Here is an 18,068-nt window from a genome sequence, read left to right as displayed (position 1 = left end):
AAAAAAAGAGAGCAGATACCCAGAAATAACTCACAATTTTTTAAGTCAAGTGGATACATATTATAGGATTGATCCTCCGTTATTTAAGAGGAGTGTTGATAACTCGTGCATAAATTGTTCAAAACCTTTTGGATAAACACAGTACATTTGTGTATATGGCAGATAATAAAGTACAAGGTAAAGATAGGTTGACAGGTAGGAGAAAACCTGATTTGGGTGGAATTACAGGTGTTGGGAAATTACCACCTCAGGCAGTAGAGATAGAAGAGGCTGTTTTGGGAGCATTGATGCTTGAGAAGGATGCTTTGACTCAAGTAGTTGATATTTTGAGGCCTGAGAGTTTTTACAAAGAAGCACACAAGGAAATTTATAATGCAATCATAGATCTTTTTACTGAAAGTCAGCCTATTGACTTGTTGACAGTTACCAATCAACTTAGGAAGAAAGGGAAGCTGGAAATGGCAGGAGGTGCATTTTTTATTACAGAGTTAACGTCAAAAGTTTCTTCTGCAGCCAATCTTGAATTTCACTCAAGAATTATCACCGAGCAGGCGATGAAGCGTGATATGATCCGAATAGCGTCTGAGATTCAAAAGGAAGCTTTTGAAGATACAACTGACGTTTTTGAATTGTTGGATAAAATGGAACAATCACTTTTTGAGATTTCGGAGAAAAATATCAGGAAGAATTACTCCGACTTGCGCTCCATTATGAAAGCTGCAATTATGGAGTTAGAGGCAAGGAAAGGTCAGAAAGATGGATTGACTGGTGTTCCTAGTGGATTTACAGCTTTGGACAGGGTGACATCAGGATGGCAAAAATCTGATTTGGTAATTATAGCTGCTAGACCTGCTATGGGTAAAACAGCATTCGTGCTTTCAGTATTGAGAAATGCAGCAGTAGATCATGAAAGACCTGTGGCAATATTTTCTTTGGAAATGTCATCCGTTCAGTTGGTGAACAGATTAATTTCTTCAGAAGCTGAGTTGGATTCTGAAAAGATCAAAAAGGGAAATCTTGCAGATTATGAATGGGAACAGCTGGTTCATAAAACAGCTAAACTTTCAAAATCACCTCTTTTTGTTGATGATACGCCGGCTTTATCTATATTGGAATTGAGGGCTAAATGTAGAAAACTAAAAGCTCAACATGATATTCAAATGATCGTAATCGATTACTTGCAGCTGATGTCCGGAGACTCAAAATCAAGTGGAGGAGGTAATAGGGAACAAGAAATTGCAAGTATTTCCAGGTCGTTAAAAATGATTGCCAAGGAACTTGAAGTTCCAGTTATTGCACTATCACAACTTTCTAGAGCGGTGGAAACAAGAGGAGGGGATAAAAGACCACAACTTTCGGATCTAAGGGAATCAGGAGCGATCGAGCAAGATGCAGATATGGTAATGTTCCTTTATAGACCCGAATATTACGGGATCAATGAAGACGAAGATGGTAATTCAACTATGGGGGTAGGTGAGGTGATTATTGCAAAGCACAGAAATGGTTCTCTAGAAACTGTCAAATTAAGGTTTATTGGTAAGTATACAAGGTTTACAGATTTGGAAATGAATGTGCCTTACAAGCCGCAAGATGCACTATATGGAAGCAAATTCCCAAGCAGTGCAGGAGGACAAGATTTCGATTCAGGAAATACCATTCGTCTTCAGTCAAAAGCAAACGGTGGGGACAATGAAGCTCCATTCCCGGGAGGATTTGGTAGTGACGAGCCTGCACCATTTTAATAATAATGTTGCCAAATAAGGCAGCAGTAAGATCTTGGATATTTTATAGCTTATAGAATGTCTCCCTTTCAGATTGGCAGCTATATGTGGTTTAAATAGAATTAAAAGTATGAAAGCATTGATAATTGTAGACGTTCAAAATGATTTTTTACCAGGTGGTGAATTGGCAGTTAAGGAGGGAGACCAAATTATACCTATTATCAATCAACTTCAAGAGAAATTTGATTTTATAGTAGCCACTCAAGATTGGCATCCAGCTGACCATGGAAGCTTTGCTGATAACCATAAGGGGAAAAATATTGGGGAATTTATTGAACTAAATGGGGTAAGTCAGATTTTGTGGCCAATACATTGTGTACAAGGATCTTTTGGAGCTGAGTTTCATTCAGATTTGAAGAGAGACAAATGGAAAGCTATTTTTCAGAAAGGAATGAATCCTAAAGTTGACTCTTATTCAGGTTTCTTTGATAATAATAGGCAAGGAGATACAGGTTTGGGTAAGTTTCTGAAAGACAGTGGAGTAGATGAAGTGTTTGTTTGTGGATTGGCAGAGGATTATTGTGTGAAATTCACAGTTTTGGATGGGATTTCTGAAGGATTTAAGACTCATTTGATTTTAGATGCAACCAGGGCAGTCAATCTCAAGGAGGGTGATTTTGCCAAAGCAATGATTGAGATGGAGAATGCTGGAGCGGATATTGTACATTCAAGTGATATTGAATGACAATAGAAATTCTAATTTGATGGTGTAAAGGTTTGAAGATATTTTATTTCATGATAGCATTAATTTTTTTAGTTAATGTGAAATTTTCAAATGCCCAATCTAGTAGTATGCACGAGCATAATTTTGTTGGTTGGTATGCAACATATTTGGATATCAAATTATCACCAAAATGGAGCCTAAATGGTGAATATCAATGGAGGAGAGATGATGTATTGATTCGACCAAAACAATATGTGGGAAATGTCGGAGCTAATTACAAAATAAAGAGAAATCTAACTTTTAGGCTTGGTTTTGTATATTCTGAAACAGATAATTATGGTAAAGAACCAGTTCAAGAATTTGGGAAGAAATTTCCAGAATATAGGACTTATCAAATGTTAGAATTAGAAAATGATTTCTCTTCCTTTGACCTTACCCATAGACTCATGCTTGATCAACGCTGGGTTGGTGAATTTGATAACCCCAATTCGCAAAGCATTGATGATTTTGAATACACTAACAGAATTCGGTATATGCTGAGATTTCAACGACCGATTTTGCTATTGGACATTGATAAGTCTATTTATTTTGCAATTTATAATGAAATTTTGTTGGGTTTTGGAAAAAATATTGGAGATGACCTTTTTGATCAAAATAGATTTGGAGTATTGATAGGGTATAAAATCAGCGACTTATTAAGATTAGATGGAGGCTATTTTTATCAAATGGGGAAATTTGGTAGAATGGTAAATGACTCAAAATATTTTCAACATAATAGTGGATTGACTATAAATACCTATTTCAATCTTTAATTTATTTATAAAAAAAGGTCAGGTTATACGTCATTTTGTCGCTGGTGCAGAAGTGGATAACCTGATAATGAAAATACCCAAACTGGAGCAGCATGGGTATTGAAATAGTTTTAATAAAAATAATAACTCACCGATTTATAGCTATTAAGAAATTTTTGAAATTTTAATATTGTTACCTCTAAATTCAGCGAGATCACCTTTTTTTAATCCCCATAGTGCGGATATTAATGGGGATTCCTTGGAAACTAAAAGATAATCTTTACCATCAAGATTTACCTTTCCCATAGCAACAGATACCCATACATTTCCCATTGGAACTTCTATTAAAGCACCCTCTTCCACAGTACTTATATTTTTAACAGGCACTGCATTGATTTGGTTGAGCATCACTTTTGTTGATGAAAGTCTTTTTTGTAGGATGTCTCTATTTTGATTCAACATCTCTTGATGTGTTTCATACTTGTCTCCAGCCGAGCTTTTCTCTTCTATCTCAGAAGACTGTTGCAAATTTTTTAATTGCTCTTGAATATCTGCGATCTGATCCCTCAAGATTTCCTGAGAGCGCGCAAGAAGAGCTGGTTTTATTTGATCAGTTGAATTTATCATGGCGCAAAAGTAGTTAAATTTCTTGTTCCTTTACCAATGTTTGGAAAATACTCTTTTACCCTAATTTTGTATTAAAAATTGATCATTTTATTATTGAAAGGATATGAGAAGATGCCCAATTATCGAGATCAAAAAAGAATATTTTTGACAAAAAAAACAGAAGATTCAAAGAACCTTCTGTTTCATGTAAATAACCCAAATAAATTTTAAATTTTTTAACCTTCGTATACTGTAGTATCAATAGCGATTAGAATAGCTTCAGCTAATCCTTTATAATTGTTCAAATTCTCTCCCCAAAATTCCACTTTTTCCAGCGTGTTCGTGACGATCGTACCAAGGTCGGAATTGTTCCATTGATCTGTAAAGAAGGCCATGATGGCTGGATCATCTTGAACGGGAATCTCTTCTCCATGGGACTCTCCTTTGTAGAATTGGATCAGTGCACCAAAGGATCTGATAAGGTTTTTTGGCCAATTACCATTCCTTGAATTGTATTCAAGAACACTTGGTAAAACCCTTACTTTGAATTTTGAAATGGAATTCAATGCAATTGAGCTTAATTCATGCTTGATAAATGGATTTCTAAATCTATCTAAAACATCAGATGCAAATTGGCTCAACTCATCTTCAGAAAGGTCTAAAGTTGGGATGATTTCATTGTATATGGTCTCTCGGATATATTCTCCGATTACTTTGTCTTCGACAGACTCTCTTACAGTTCTCAAGCCGGCCAAATATGCAACAGGTACCAAAGCTGTATGTGCACCGTTGAGGATTCTGACTTTTCTAGTTCTGTATGGGGACTGATCTTTGACGAATTTTACTTGAAGTCCCGCTTTTGGTCCAGGAAAAATCTGCTCCAAATCCTCAGGATCTTCGATTACCCAAAGGTGAAATGGCTCTGCCATCACAACGAGGTTATCCTCAAAATCCAATTCTTGTTGAATCTCTTTGATGGTGTCTTTCGGGAACCCTGGTACAATCCTATCAACCAATGTGTTGCAAAATGTGCAGTTTTTTTCCAACCATCCCACAAACTCAGAAGACAATTTCCAAAGCTTTGCATACTTCAACAATGCATCTTTCAGTTGCTCACCATTTTTATCTATCAGTTCACAAGGGATGAGGACAAGTCCTTTGTCAGCACTGCCTTCGAAATGCTTGAATCTCGTGTATAGAAGTGCTGCCAATTTACCCGGAAAAGTATTGGAAAGTTGGTCTATTTCATTGTCATTCTCGTCAAATGCAATTCCCGCCTCTGTGGTATTTGAAATCACAAATTTCAAATCAGGATTTTTGCCCAATTCCAAGTAAGCGCCATAATCCTCAAAAGGATTAGTGACACCCTGAACACAAGTGATCAACTTAGTTTGATCTACAGTAGCTCCATTTTGTAATCCTTGCAATTTTACGTGAAAAAGCCCGTCTTGGTCATTGAGCATTTTACCCAAACCTTGTGCGAGTGGCTGAATGATTTGCACATCTCCATCGAAACCTGCTTTGTCATTCATTTCCTCAATCATCCAATCCACAAATCCCCTCAGGAAATTACCTTCACCAAATTGAAGAACTTTGATTGGCCTTTTTTCTACACTTATATTTGATCTATTTAGTGGTTTCATCGTGATGAATTTTCATTAAAAGTTGAAATATTCCTTTGCATTGTGGTACGATATGTCAGAGACTATTTTCCCTAACCAAGCCTCATCTGCCGGCAGTTCGCCATTTTCCACATCTTGACCGATCAGGTTACAAAGAATCCTTCTGAAATATTCGTGTCTAGGAAACGAAAGGAAACTTCTGGAGTCTGTCAGCATTCCCACAAAACAGCTCAATAATCCCATGTTGGACAATGCATTGATTTGTTTTTCCATTCCATCTTTTTGATCCAAAAACCACCAAGCTGATCCAAATTGTACTTTTCCTTTTACAGATCCATCATTGAAGTTGCCAACCATTGTTGCCAATACTTCATTGTCAGATGGATTTAGGTTATAAAGAATGGTTTTGGATAATTGGTCTGTACTGTCGAGCAGGTTAAGGAAGCTCGCCAAAGCCCTTGCTTGCGAAAAATCCCCAATTGAATCAAATCCCGTGTCTGGACCAAGTGTTGCAAGCATTCTTTTATTTGTATTTCTCAATGCTCCCAAATGGAACTGCTGTGTCCAACCTTTTGCATGGTACATTTTGCACAATTCATATAAAGTATGGAACTTGAAATACTGGATTTCTTCTTGGGAAAGCTCTTTTCCATCAATCACTTTCAGATAAATAGCATGAATATCCAAAGCTCCAAGCTCAAAGAAATACAATTGCTCAAGACCATGATCTGAAAGTTTACCACCGTTTTCTGTAAAGTAACTGATTCTGTTTTTCAGGGCAGAAAGCAAGTCGTCATAATTTTTGATTTCTATACTTGATGCCGAAGAAAGCTCTTCGATATAAGCTTTGTATTGTGTGCTACTTTCTACTGCATAGACTTTGTCTGGTCTGAATGTAGGCAAAAGTTTTGTGTCAGGACTGCTAGTTGCTGCGATTTTGTGAAATTCTAAAGAATCAATCGGATCATCTGTAGAGCATACAAGTTCTACATTCATTTTTTTGAGCAAACCTTGGGTGTGAAAGTCTGGACTTTGAAGCAAAGAGGTAGTTTCTTGATAGATTACTTTTCCAGAATCTGCTGATAATAAATCATTGATTCCAAAGTATCGCTGAAGCTCCAAATGAGTCCAATGATAAAGCGGATTTCTTAGGGTGTATGGAACTGTTTCAGCCCATTTTTGGAATTTTTCTTCATCAGAGGCTTTTCCTGTAATGAATTTTTCATTTATCCCAAGGGTTCTCATTGCTCTCCACTTGTAGTGATCACCAGCGAGCCAAACTTCTGAGATTGTATTGAATTTTCGATTAGTCGCTATATCATGTGGAGATAAATGACAATGGTAATCGATTATAGGAAGCTTAGCAGCAAAATCATGGTAAAGCATTTTGGCAAAATCACTTTTTAGAAGAAAGTCTTCTGAAAGAAACTTGCTTTGGTTTGCAGTTGCTGAAATCATTTTGATTGTAGGTTACGTATAGGTTTTAATTACTTTTCTGGGTGGATTCTCTAATGATCAATTCAGGTTTGAGCACTGTTTTTTGATTGTTTCCTTTCTTGCCATCCAACTTCAGCAATTCAAAGAAAGTCTCGGCGGTCACTCTTCCCATCGGAATACTTTTCTGGTCAACAGTGGTGATAGGAGGGGCGGTAAATGACGTAAATGGTTCATTTCCAAAGCCTGCAAGTTTTACTTGTTCAGGTACTGAGATTTTATGTTCCCTAAGTACTTGCATTGCACCCATAACAGCATAGTCTGAGGAAGAAAAAACAGCATCGAATTCAATCCCTTTGTTAATGATATTTTCCATAGAGATTCTACCATCCTCTAGCTGCATATTACTTTCTTCGATTAATTCAGGATCGAATGGAATGTCAAAATCCTTTAATGCGTCTTCATAGCCTCGAAGTCGCTCTTTGTAAATATTTATTTTCTTTGGTGAAGTAAAATGTGCAATTCTTTTACAGCCCACTTCAATCAAGTGTTTGGTGGTGTCATATGCTCCTTGGTAGTCATCGATTACTACTTGGCTTACATCAAGTTGATTGGTGATCCTATCGAAAAGTACCAATGGTATTCCCTTGTCCAATACTTTTTGGAAGTGATCAAAATTCTCGGTGTTTTTTCCAATGGAAGCGATAATTCCATCAACTCGTGCATTCAGGAGCGCTTCGATATTTTGGATTTCTTTTTCAGAGTCTTCATAAGATTGCGAGATGATCACCTTGTAATCAAGCTCATTTGCAATATCCTCTATTCCCCGTACTACTGAGGAGAAAAAGTTTCTGTTTGCAGTAGGTACCAATACGCCTATCAACTTACTTTTCCCACTCCTCAAGGCAGAAGCGATGTGATTTGGCTGATAATTCAGCTGTTTTGCCATTTTCAAAACCAGCTTTTTCGTATTTTCCGATATTCTGGGATTGTCATTTAGCGCTCTTGATACTGTCGAAGCTGTGATATTCAGCTTTTCAGCGATATCATGAATAGTTGCCTTGCCTTTTTTCATATATTACTCTCTTGGCTTGCCTATAGTAGCAAGGATCCCTCCATCTACATAGAGGATTTGGCCATTTACAAAGTCACTTGCTTTGCTTGATAGGAAAACTACTGCTCCAGCCAAATCATCAGGATCCCCCCATTTTCCTGCAGGTGTCCTACTTACTATCCAATCGTTGAATGGATTACCATCTACACGAATAGGAGCTGTTTGTTCCGTAGCAAAGTATCCTGGGCCTATCCCATTCACTTGGATATTGTATTTTGCCCATTCTGTGGCGAGATTTTTAGTGAGCATTTTCAGTCCACCTTTTGCGGCAGCATAAGCACTTACCGTATCTCTTCCCAATTCACTCATCATCGAGCAGATGTTGATGATTTTTCCACCACCTCTTTTGACCATAGACCTTCCTACCGCTTGGGAAAGGATAAACGGTGATACCAAATCCACATCTATGACTTTTCTGAAATCAGCAGGATCCATATCTAAGGCAGGTACTCGCATGATCATTCCGGCATTATTGATCAATATATCTATCGGACCAACTTCAGCTTCGATTTTTTCAATGTTCTCTGTAACTTTTGCGGCATTGGTAACATCAAAAAGAAATCCATGGGCAGTAATTCCCTCTTTTTTATACTCTTCGATTGCCAGTTCCATTTTCGAAGGGGTGTGGCCATTTATGACCAAGGTGGCACCATGTTGTGCCAGTGCCTTGGCCATAGCCATTCCCAAACCATGGGTTGCCCCGGTGATTAAAGCAACTTTTCCCTCTAGGTTGAATAGGTTTTTCATTTTAAGTTCGTTGGTGCTACAATATCCATATCACCATAATCCAAGTTCTCACCGGCCATTCCCCAAATAAATGTGTAATTTGAAGTGCCTGCTCCACTGTGGATAGACCATGGTGGAGAGATGATCGCCTGATGGTTTTTCATCCAGATATGTCTTGTCTCTTCGGGCTGTCCCATGTAGTGACATACAGCTTGGTCTGCTTCTAAGTCAAAATAGAAATAGGCTTCCATTCTCCTGTCATGTGTATGCGCTGGCATGGTATTCCATACAGATCCTGGTTTCAATTCTGTCATTCCCATTTGTAGCTGACAAGTAGGCACTACAGAGTTTACCAATAATTTGTAGATCGTTCTGTGATTCGAGTTTTCCAAAGATCCAAGTGTGACAACTTCAGCATCGTCCTTGCCAACTTTTTTGGTTGGGTATGCATGATGTGCAGGTGCAGAATTGAAATAAAGGAATGTTTCTCCAGAATCTGAAGGATGAAAGACAACGTCTTTAGCTCCTTGACCTATGTATAAAGCTTCTTTGTTTGCGAGTTCATAGGTAGTTCCGTCCACATCTATTGAAGTAGTAGGTCCTACGTTGATGATTCCAATTTCTCTTCTTTCCAAGAAATATTCTGCTTTCAACTGATCAACCGTCTCCAGGTTAATAGATTTTGATGACGGATGAATGCCACCTACTATCAATCTATCATTCAAGGTGTAAACCCCATTGATTTGATCTTTGACGAAAAGATTTTCCATCAGGAAATGTTCTCTTAGTCTTGAAGTGTCATATTGCTTGACATCGCCTGGGTGATTTGAGTATCTTGTTTCTATAAAAGTGTGCATAGTATGGTTAGTGTAATCGTTTGCGCAATATACTATATAAAATTTCAAAATATCAAATTTTTTGCACAAAAGTTTATGTGATTTAACTTTAAGCTATTTCCAAATATTATTTTACTAATACTCTAAAACACATCGTTAAAGATGTATTTGAAAAAATAACTTGTATAATTTTTTTTATTTTGAAGAAACCTTTATAAATATGCAATCGATTGCTCAAATAGTAGACTGTTGCATTGTATGTGCGCAACTATTGTGCAACAAATTTGGTCTAGGCTTTTGTTCCACAAAAATTAAATTGACAAATCATGAATAACAGACCCTTCTTATCTCTTTTGATTGTATCATTCGTATTTGCTGTTTTTTCTTGCAATGAAAATAAGTCTGAAAAGACTTTGCCTAGCTTTAACTTGGAAATTTCCAATCCATTGGACACTGAAAGGATAGATGCTTATATACTATTTTCAGAAATAGAACTTCTAGATAAATACCCGGATTTTAATCCCGAAGGTTTTGTAGTGTATAACAAAGATGTAGAAATTCCTTCTCAATATAATTTCAGCAAAGAAGAAAAGGGTCTCGCCATTGTAATTCCATTTATCGCTGCAAATGAAACTTTGAATCTAACTGTTTCTTATAATAGTGACGGAGGAATTGTAAGAGATTATCCCAAAAGAACACAAGCTGAACTGTCACATAAGTTTGACGGGAAATTTGAAGATAGAAAGTATGTGGGGGGTGAGTTCAGAAATGTCGATAAACTACATGTGCCTGCTGAGCATACAGATCATTCATGGTTTATCAGATACGAAGGGCCAGGATGGGAATCTGATAAAGTAGGCTACAGATTTTATTTGGATTGGAGAAATGGAGTGGATGTTTTTGGAAAAAAAGTAACCGAAAATGTACTCCAAAATGTAGGGCAGGATGGTTTTGATTCCTATCACGAGATGAGCGATTGGGGAATGGATGTTCTGAAGGTTGCCAAATCTTTGGGAGTAGGTTCTATAGCCACTTTCGAAAATGAATTGGCTAGACGGGTCGATGTGACTGATAGTCTATATGCCGAAATCACAAACAATGGTGTGATTTATTCTTCTATTTTGACCAAATACTTTGGCTGGGATATAGAAAGTGGAAAAACCGACCTGACTTCCAAGATCAGTATCCATGCTGGCACGAGATTGACAAAGCAAGTTCTTAACAGCTCAGCGCCAATTGATAATTTTGCTACTGGATTGATAAAGGATAAAAAGGCAGAATTGATAACTGGAGGTGAAGATCAGAAATATGGCTATTTGGCTACCTATGGGAAGCAGAGTTTGAATGATGACAACTTGGGAATAGTAGTCTTTTTCAAAAATGACCAAAAAATAGAAATCACAGAAGATCCATTTTCCCATGTCGTAGTTTTGAAGCCAAACGACAATTCTATCACATATTATTTCGCAGCTGCTTGGGAACTAGAACCTGAAGGAATTACAGACCTGAGTGGATTTAAGGCTTATTTGGATAAAACAGTTTTGGAGCTTTCAAATCCATTACAAGGTTCGGTCAAGTAATCTCATGAATATTGATTAGAAAAATTAGTGCTCATAGGTAGTTTTGGACAAGAAGAAAGTAGAAATTTTTCCCAAAAAAATACCACAACAAGAAAACCCAAAATGAAAATCATTTGCAAATTATTTCTCCTTGCCGCTTTTTTGATTTCGCTTTCCTGCGGTCAAAAAACAGCAGAATCTACAGCAGAACCCACGGAAAACAAGCGCTATTCAGCTTGGATGGCTGATTCTGAGATCAAAAGAAACCCTGAAGGATGGACATTGGATTTCAACCAAAAACCAAAATGGGAATATACCCATGGCTTGGTCATGATGTCCATGCATCGCGTTTGGAAGGAAACTGGCGATGACAAGTATTATGACTACATCAGGAATTTTGTAGATTTTATGATTGATGAAAATGGAGTCATTAAAACCTATAAAAAGAGCGATTATAATATTGACAGAGTCAATGGAGGGAAGTTTTTGATTGATCTCTATGAAGCTACAGGAGAGGAGAAATTCAAGCTAGCTTTGGATGAACTGCGTGATCAAATGCGAGAGCATCCAAGAAATTCTGAGAACGGATTTTGGCATAAAAAAGTATATCCACACCAAATGTGGTTGGATGGAATCTATATGGGATCTCCATTTTTGGCTCAATATGCAGCATTTTTTGACGAGCCAGAGCTTTTTGATGATGTGGCAAACCAAATTCTTGTAATGGACAAATATGGCTACAGCAAAGAAACTGGCCTTTTTCATCATGCCTATGATGAAAGCAAATCAGAAAAATGGGCCGATCCTGAAACTGGCCTTTCTACCAATTATTGGGGGAGGAGTATCGGTTGGTTTGCCATGGCTTTGATAGATGTTTTGGAATATTTGCCACAAAATCATCCTGAAAGGGCAGAAATTATTTCTATTGCCCAAAAATTAGCCAAAGGAATTGTCAAGTATCAACATGAATCTGGCACTTGGTATCAAGTTGTTGACCAAGGAGACCGAGAAGGTAACTATTTGGAAGCCTCAGCTACAAGTATGTTTGCTTACTTTCTTCTCAAAGGTTCAGAAAGAGGATATTTAAGTCAAGAATATAAAGCTGCCGGAATAAAGGCATACGAGGGGATTTTGAATGAATTTATTCGTGAAGACGAAGATGGCGGGATTTCAATCACGCAGGTTTGTGGAGTAGCAGGGCTTGGAGGCAATCCATACAGAGATGGTTCTTATGAATATTATGTGAATGAAATCATCAGAGACAATGATCCAAAAGGCGTAGGTCCATTTATTTTGGCTTCTTTGGTCTATGAAAATATGGAAAAATGAAAAAACTGATTTTCATATTCATACTTACAATAAGTACTCAAATTTCATTTGCTCAAGATTTTGATTTCATCGTGGCACAAGATGGATCTGGGGATTTCGAAAAGGTTCAGGATGCGATAATGGCAGTACCTGACTTTAGAAATGTTCCTACTTATATTTTGATCAAATCAGGGAAATATAAAGAAAAAATCGTGCTTCCTGTTTCCAAGAGATTCGTTGTTCTGGTTGGAGAAAATGTTGATGAAACGATACTCACATACGATGATTTCTCTTCAAAACATAACCGTTTTGGAGAAGAAATGGGTACCACTGGATCGAGCAGTTTTTTTGTTTTTGGGGATGACTTTGCAGCGAAAAATCTCACATTTGAGAATTCCTCCGGTCCAGTTGGACAAGCTGTAGCAATGAGGGTGACAGGAGACAGAGCGTTTTTTGAAAATTGTAAGTTTTTGGGTTATCAAGATACTCTTTATGCACAGGGAGAAAAAAGCAGACAATTCTATAAAGACTGCTACATTGAAGGAACAACTGATTTTATTTTCGGCGCTTCCACTGCTGTGTTCGAAAACTGCGAGATCTATTCGAAGACTGGTGGACAGTATATTACTGCGGCATCTACGATACAAACTGTCCCGTTTGGATACGTTTTCATTAATTGCAAACTGACAGGAGATGCTCCAGAAGAATCTGTGTATTTGGGTAGGCCATGGAGGATTTTTGCCAAAACGGTTTTTATCAATACAGAAATGGGAAGTCACATCCATCCAAAAGGTTGGCACAATTGGAACAAAGAAGAAGCTGAAAAGACTGCTTTTTATGCAGAGTATGGATCTTTTGGAGAAGGTTCTTCTGTGGAAGACAGGGCATCTTGGTCTAAGCAAATCAGCAAAGAATCTATTCAGGATTTTTCAAAAGAAAGTATTCTTGCAGGAGCTGATGATTGGGTTCCTGGGAAAAATCTAAAAAAGAATCTTTGGCAAGCGAAGCTTCAGGTAACTAATGAAAACTGATAGAATATGATGAATTTTATAAAATTAGTGTTCTCGTTTTTCTTCATTATTCTGCTACCCAACATTGGAGCTAGTCAAGTTTCCAAGGTATGGCAAGCTGACCAAGGTGATGGGACCTATATCAATCCTATTTTACATGCAGATTATTCTGATCCCGATGTAGTTCGTGTTGGAGATGATTTTTACATGACGGCCTCCAGCTTCAATGCAGTTCCAGGCTTACCGATTTTACATTCCAAGGATTTGGTCAATTGGGAATTGATAGGTTATGCACTGCAAAGTTTGGAACCGAATGATCATTTCTCAAAACCCCAACATGGTAATGGTGTATGGGCACCAGCTATTAGATATCATGAAGGTGAATTTTATATTTATTGGGGAGATCCTGATTTTGGGATCTTTGTCGTGAAAACAAAAGACCCAGCAGGGTCATGGAACGAGCCGATTTTGGTCGAAGCTGGCAAAGGATTGATTGATCCATGTCCACTTTGGGACGAGGATGGCAAAGCATATCTTTCCCATGCGTATGCAGGAAGTAGGGCAGGAATCAAGAGTGTCTTGGTGGTGAAACCGATGAACTGGGAAGGAACAAAGACACTTGGGAGTGGCAAATTGGTCTTTGATGGCCATGAAGCACATCCGACTGTAGAAGGTACCAAGTTTTACAAGAGAAATGGGCTGTATTACATTTTTGCCCCAGCTGGAGGAGTTTCTACAGGGTGGCAGCTGATTTTGAAATCAAAAAATCCTTATGGACCATATGAAGAACATATTGCTTTGGCACAGGGAAATACAGAAATCAATGGCCCGCATCAAGGTGCTTGGGTGAAGTTGGAAAATGGTGATGATTGGTTTGTGCATTTTCAAGACAAAGATGCTTATGGTAGGATTGTCCATCTCCAACCAATGGTCTGGAATGGAGATTGGCCTACAATCGGAGAAGATGTCGATGGCAAAGGAACTGGCCAGCCAGTGATGCGACACAAAAAGCCAAATGTTGGAAAAACTTATCCTATAGTTACGCCAATACATTCCGATGAATTTGACGGCAATGATATTGGCTTGCAATGGCAATGGCATGCAAATCCAAAAGCTACTTGGGCATTTGCCAATCCAGCAAAAGGTCAATTGAGATTGTTCACAGATTTGATTCCGGAAGATGCCAAGAATCTTTGGGGAGTTCCAAATTTGCTTTTACAGAAATTCCCAGCAGAAGAGTTCGAGACTACAACCTCCTTAACTTTTCACCCTAACGAAAAACTCAAAGGTGAAAAAGTGGGGCTGATCGTAATGGGAATGAGCTACGCATACCTCGGACTAGAAAGTCAAGAAGATGGGATTTACCTACATTATGTTTCTTGCATAGATGCTGAAAATGGCAAACCAGAGAAAAAGACAATAATCAAAAAAATAGATGGAAATAAAATTGAATTGAGAGTTTCTGTAACAAAAGGAGCAAAGTGTGAATTTAGTTACAGCGAGGACGGAAAGAAATTCACCAATATCAAAGAAACCTTTGAAGCCACACCCGGAAAATGGATCGGTGCAAAAGTCGGTCTCTTCGCTACAAGAAATACCCAGATCAATGACTCAGGTTTTGTAGATGTGGATTGGTTCAGGTTTGCAGAAAAAGTTGAATAGTTAATTGGTTAATTAAGCTATCAATAAGCTCAATCTAAAATCTAAAATCATAAATCTGAAATCATTAAATCAAGCGACACTGGAAGGGTAGAGAGAAGTTATTAAGTTATTTGTTAATTAAGTTATCAGTTTCTTGTACCCTAAGTTATGCATGTTTAAATGAATCAAAAACCAAGTGCAACATCCAAAATTCAATCTTTAAATTAACCCCAACCTTTTAACCTTAAAACCTTCCAACTTTCCAACCCCAATCTTCCAATCTACCCCCAACCTTATAACCTTAAAACCTTAAAACCTTCCAACCCCAATCTTCCAATATTTTAATCTTCAAATCTTCCAATAAAAAACCCATGAATAAACTAACCCTACTTATCGTAATCGCTGCATTTACTTATTTCGGATGTAGTAGTACAGCACAGAGTAACGCCAAAGAGATTTCTTCAAATCAGATTGACGAGAGCTCCATATACGATGGTGTTGAATTTGATATGCCAAAGGTCAAAACTACTTCATTTCCAGACCTGACAGTTAGCATCCTAGACCATGGTGCTGTAGGAGATGGTGTTACGAAAAACACCGAGGCTTTTGCAAAAACCATTGAGGTGGTAGCTGAAAAAGGAGGAGGAAAAGTCTTGGTGCCAAGAGGTATCTGGTTGACAGGTCCTATTCAATTCAAAAGTAACATCAACCTTCATCTAGAAGCTGGAGCATTGATTTTGTTCAGCAAGGATTTTGATGATTATCCATTGGTAGAAACCAGTTTTGAGGGTTTGAATACAGTGAGATGTATATCACCAATCTATGCAGATGGCGTTGAAAACATTGCAATTACTGGCTCAGGAACATTAGATGGAAATGGTGATGCATGGAGACCTGTGAAGAAAAGTAAAATGACAGCTGCACAATGGAAAAGTCTATTGGCTACAGGTGGTTTGTTAAATGAAAAAGGAGATATGTGGTTTCCTTCCGAATCATCTATCAAAGGATATCAGGCAAGTAGCAATTTCAATGTTCCAGACATGATTGACCCAAGTGAGTTGGAGACTGTTAAAGACTTTTTGAGACCTGTGATGGTGAGTATCAAAAATAGCAAGAGAATTTTATTGGATGGTCCAACTTTTCAGAATTCTCCTGCATGGAACATTCATCCTCTTATGAGTGAAGATTTGATCATCAGAAACCTGAGTGTACGCAACCCTTGGTATTCGCAAAATGGAGATGGTTTGGACCTTGAGTCGTGCAAGAATGTTTTGATTTACAACAATGTTTTTGACGTAGGAGATGATGCTATCTGCTTCAAATCAGGAAAAGACCAAGACGGCAGAGATAGGGGAATGGCAACGGAAAATGTAGTAGTGAAAAATAATATTGTTTATCATGGTCATGGAGGTTTTGTGATTGGGAGTGAAATGTCAGGCGGAGTGAAAAATATCCATATCTCAAATTGTACATTTATGGGGACTGACGTTGGTTTAAGGTTCAAAAGTACACGTGGGAGAGGTGGTGTAGTGGAAAATATCTATATCTCAAACATTGATATGATCAATATCCCAACAGATGTAATCAATTTCAACCTTTTCTACGGTGGAAACTCTCCTGTTTTAGAAGCTGATCAAAGTGCCGATGATGAAGCGAGGGATGAAGCAGCTGTGCCAGTTTCTGAAACGACACCTTCTTTCAAGAATATTTTCATGAAAAATATCAAAGCTACCAATAGCGGAACTGCGGCTAATTTCCAAGGATTACCTGAAATGAACCTTCAAAATGTCAGTTTGGAAGACTCATTCTTAGAAGCCAAAAACGGAATTATTGCTGTGGACACTGATGGGCTTGTTTTGAAAAATGTAAAAGTAATCCCAACTTCTGGAGCAGCACTTACTTTGTACAACAGTAAAAATGTAGCTGTCACAGGATTTTCCTTTGGAGAAAATGGTGAAAAACCTGTAAGAGTGATGGGTTCTCTTTCTGAAAACATCAAACTTAGCAATAAGGATTATTCTAATGCTGATAAATCTATTGAAAAAGGAAAAGATTTGAAATCGAATTCGGTTGAATTAAACTAGTATTCTATGTGGTCTGTTAAATCATTGATCATCCTAGCTTTTGGATTGTTTTTAATCAACATTAATGTAGATTCTGAAAATAAAGAGATTACCTTCTTTTTGATTGGGGATTCTACTGCAGCTGATAAACCTTATTCAGGAAGCAATCCCGAAAAAGGCTGGGGACAGGTTTTTCCGCTATATTTGAAAGAAGGGATTAGGGTAGAAAACCATGCGATGAATGGTAGGAGTACGAAGAGTTTCCGTGATGAAGGAAGATGGGATGTAGTCTATGACAAAATCAAAGAAGGGGATTATGTTTTGATTGAGTTTGGACACAATGACCAAAAGAGCAAATCCCCAGATAGATACGCTGCTGCTGATTCTGATTATAGAAATAATCTGATTCGCTATGTCATAGAAACTATAGAAAAAGGAGGGATTCCGATACTCGCGACACCTATTTCCAGGAGAAGTTTTGATGAATCAGGGAATCTTACAGATACACATGGGAGATATTCTGAGGTAGTTCGGGAAGTTTCTGAAGCCCTTGATGTCCCACTATTTGACTTGCATCAAAAGTCAGTTGCTATGTTGGAACAATTTGGGGTAGAGAAATCCAAAGAACTCTTTTTGCATTACCGTCCAGGTGATTATGCGAAATTTCCAGAAGGGGTAGCGGATGATACCCATCTTTCCCCGACTGGAGCATTCAAAATCTGTGATTTGGTGGTGGAAGAGATCAAAGAAAAGTTACCTGAGTTGGCGGCATTTCTAAAAGATTAAATTGAGCGAATTAAACACATACTACACAAGAAAGTCCTTAATTGAGAATAACTCTTTTTGAACTTCTTGTTTTCTGTGGTTAATAGTCCGTGTATCAAAGAGTCAAGTATTAATAATTTCAAAGAAC

15 protein-coding genes are annotated in these 18,068 nt (G+C 37.8%); 9 read left to right on the top strand and 6 right to left on the bottom strand.

Annotated elements, in window-relative coordinates; genetic code table 11:
- Positions 1–155 precede the first annotated feature (155 nt).
- The 3 genes from dnaB (at position 156) to MM213_RS10465 (ending at position 3,257) form a co-directional block, all read left to right on the top strand.
- A complete protein-coding gene (gene dnaB / locus MM213_RS10475) occupies positions 156–1,742 on the top strand; it encodes a replicative DNA helicase (RefSeq protein ID WP_241412062.1) in 1,587 nt (528 codons plus the stop codon).
- Between the two features lie 109 nt (positions 1,743–1,851).
- Positions 1,852–2,466, top strand: a complete 615-nt coding sequence (gene pncA, locus MM213_RS10470; RefSeq protein ID WP_241412060.1) for a bifunctional nicotinamidase/pyrazinamidase — start codon at positions 1,852–1,854, stop codon at positions 2,464–2,466.
- Positions 2,467–2,573: 107 nt separating this feature from the next.
- Positions 2,574–3,257 (top strand): DUF2490 domain-containing protein, encoded by a 684-nt coding sequence (locus MM213_RS10465; RefSeq protein WP_241412058.1) that lies wholly within the window; start codon positions 2,574–2,576, stop codon positions 3,255–3,257.
- A 144-nt stretch (positions 3,258–3,401) separates the two neighbouring features.
- On the opposite strand, the gene MM213_RS10460 is transcribed toward MM213_RS10465, so the two are convergent.
- The 6 genes from MM213_RS10460 to kduI all read right to left on the bottom strand — a co-directional run bounded on the left by MM213_RS10460 (position 3,402) and on the right by kduI (position 9,595).
- Positions 3,402–3,863, bottom strand: a complete 462-nt coding sequence (locus MM213_RS10460; RefSeq protein ID WP_241412056.1) for a hypothetical protein — start codon at positions 3,861–3,863, stop codon at positions 3,402–3,404.
- Between the two features lie 215 nt (positions 3,864–4,078).
- Positions 4,079–5,485 carry a tagaturonate reductase gene (locus MM213_RS10455; protein ID WP_241412054.1) on the bottom strand — a complete coding sequence of 469 codons (1,407 nt, stop codon included), beginning with the start codon at positions 5,483–5,485 and terminating at the stop codon, positions 4,079–4,081.
- 15 nt (positions 5,486–5,500) lie between these two features.
- Entirely contained in the window at positions 5,501–6,922 is a 1,422-nt protein-coding gene (gene uxaC, locus MM213_RS10450) for a glucuronate isomerase (protein WP_241412052.1), read from the bottom strand.
- 25 nt (positions 6,923–6,947) lie between these two features.
- Positions 6,948–7,973 carry a LacI family DNA-binding transcriptional regulator gene (locus tag MM213_RS10445; protein WP_241412050.1) on the bottom strand — a complete coding sequence of 342 codons (1,026 nt, stop codon included), beginning with the start codon at positions 7,971–7,973 and terminating at the stop codon, positions 6,948–6,950.
- 3 nt (positions 7,974–7,976) lie between these two features.
- Positions 7,977–8,759: a gluconate 5-dehydrogenase gene (locus tag MM213_RS10440; RefSeq protein WP_241412047.1), complete on the bottom strand. Its 783-nt coding sequence runs from the start codon at positions 8,757–8,759 to the stop codon at positions 7,977–7,979.
- On the bottom strand, positions 8,756–9,595 hold the full coding sequence (gene kduI / locus MM213_RS10435) for a 5-dehydro-4-deoxy-D-glucuronate isomerase (protein WP_241412045.1): 840 nt from the start codon (positions 9,593–9,595) through the stop codon (positions 8,756–8,758). The genes MM213_RS10440 and kduI overlap by 4 nt, the downstream gene beginning before the upstream one ends.
- Positions 9,596–9,900: 305 nt before the next feature.
- On the opposite strand from kduI, the gene MM213_RS10430 reads away from it, so the two are divergent.
- The 6 genes from MM213_RS10430 to MM213_RS10405 all read left to right on the top strand — a co-directional run bounded on the left by MM213_RS10430 (position 9,901) and on the right by MM213_RS10405 (position 17,941).
- Entirely contained in the window at positions 9,901–11,154 is a 1,254-nt protein-coding gene (locus tag MM213_RS10430; protein ID WP_241412043.1) for a DUF4861 domain-containing protein, read from the top strand.
- 102 nt (positions 11,155–11,256) lie between these two features.
- Positions 11,257–12,462, top strand: a complete 1,206-nt coding sequence (locus tag MM213_RS10425; protein WP_241412041.1) for a glycoside hydrolase family 88/105 protein — start codon at positions 11,257–11,259, stop codon at positions 12,460–12,462.
- Positions 12,459–13,472, top strand: coding sequence for a pectinesterase family protein (locus MM213_RS10420; RefSeq protein WP_241412039.1), 1,014 nt, complete (start codon positions 12,459–12,461; stop codon positions 13,470–13,472). The genes MM213_RS10425 and MM213_RS10420 overlap by 4 nt, the downstream gene beginning before the upstream one ends.
- Positions 13,473–13,481: 9 nt before the next feature.
- Positions 13,482–15,113, top strand: a complete 1,632-nt coding sequence (locus MM213_RS10415) for a glycoside hydrolase family 43 protein (RefSeq protein ID WP_241412178.1) — start codon at positions 13,482–13,484, stop codon at positions 15,111–15,113.
- A gap of 350 nt (positions 15,114–15,463) precedes the next feature.
- Positions 15,464–17,176 (top strand): glycoside hydrolase family 28 protein, encoded by a 1,713-nt coding sequence (locus MM213_RS10410; RefSeq protein ID WP_241412037.1) that lies wholly within the window; start codon positions 15,464–15,466, stop codon positions 17,174–17,176.
- Between the two features lie 6 nt (positions 17,177–17,182).
- Complete coding sequence (locus MM213_RS10405) at positions 17,183–17,941, top strand: rhamnogalacturonan acetylesterase (protein WP_241412035.1); 759 nt, start codon at positions 17,183–17,185, stop codon at positions 17,939–17,941.
- Positions 17,942–18,068: the final 127 nt, after the last annotated feature.

The sequence above is a fragment of the Belliella alkalica genome (assembly GCF_022549785.1).
Classification (GTDB): domain Bacteria; phylum Bacteroidota; class Bacteroidia; order Cytophagales; family Cyclobacteriaceae; genus Belliella; species Belliella alkalica.
The sequence above is the reverse complement of the archived record's forward strand: the minus strand, read 5'-3'. Positions and strand labels throughout refer to the sequence as shown.